The sequence below is a fragment of the Dellaglioa sp. CoH-57-MRSF-20 genome (genome assembly GCF_056781955.1).
In genome coordinates, this window is sequence record NZ_JBXAXV010000173.1 from 1 (window position 1) to 360 (window position 360).

General features: G+C 55.8%; 1 protein-coding gene. It reads left to right on the forward strand.

The genetic code is table 11. The annotated features are described in order from the left end of the window. Positions 1-102: 102 nt before the first annotated feature. Positions 103-333 carry a hypothetical protein gene (locus AC1RPN_RS08650; protein ID WP_481763784.1) on the forward strand — a complete coding sequence of 77 codons (231 nt, stop codon included), beginning with the start codon at positions 103-105 and terminating at the stop codon, positions 331-333. Positions 334-360: the final 27 nt, after the last annotated feature.

Genomic DNA, 360 nt, shown 5'->3' on the forward strand with positions numbered 1-360 from the left:
GAAGAAGTACGACGGCAGCACCGGTAACTGGTGCAAGGCTGATGATTGCTACTGGATCGACTTTCACTGTCCCGATTGCGATAAACGCTGGAGAATTGATCAATGAAGACGCTGGTAGACCTGCTGATGGAACAAGAACGGCTGCTGGATGGGCCTGATGCTCGCGACCTGCTGGAATTCACAGACAAGCTGTTGACCGAAATCCGGGAACGCGATCGTGTCATCAGCGAGCTTAAAACACAGCTGACGGTGGCCGAGGCCCGGGCCGGTGACGCGATTTCGCTAGCCTCGTGGCAGACAGCTGTGGAACACGCGCGAGCAGCAGGAGCATGAGTGTGATGGACCCTATCGATAAGGAAG

Bases quoted from the DNA above. Each gene is read 5' to 3' on its own strand.
- AC1RPN_RS08650 (WP_481763784.1), top strand. From the start codon at position 103: ATGAAGACGCTGGTAGACCTGCTGATGGAACAAGAACGGCTGCTGGAT.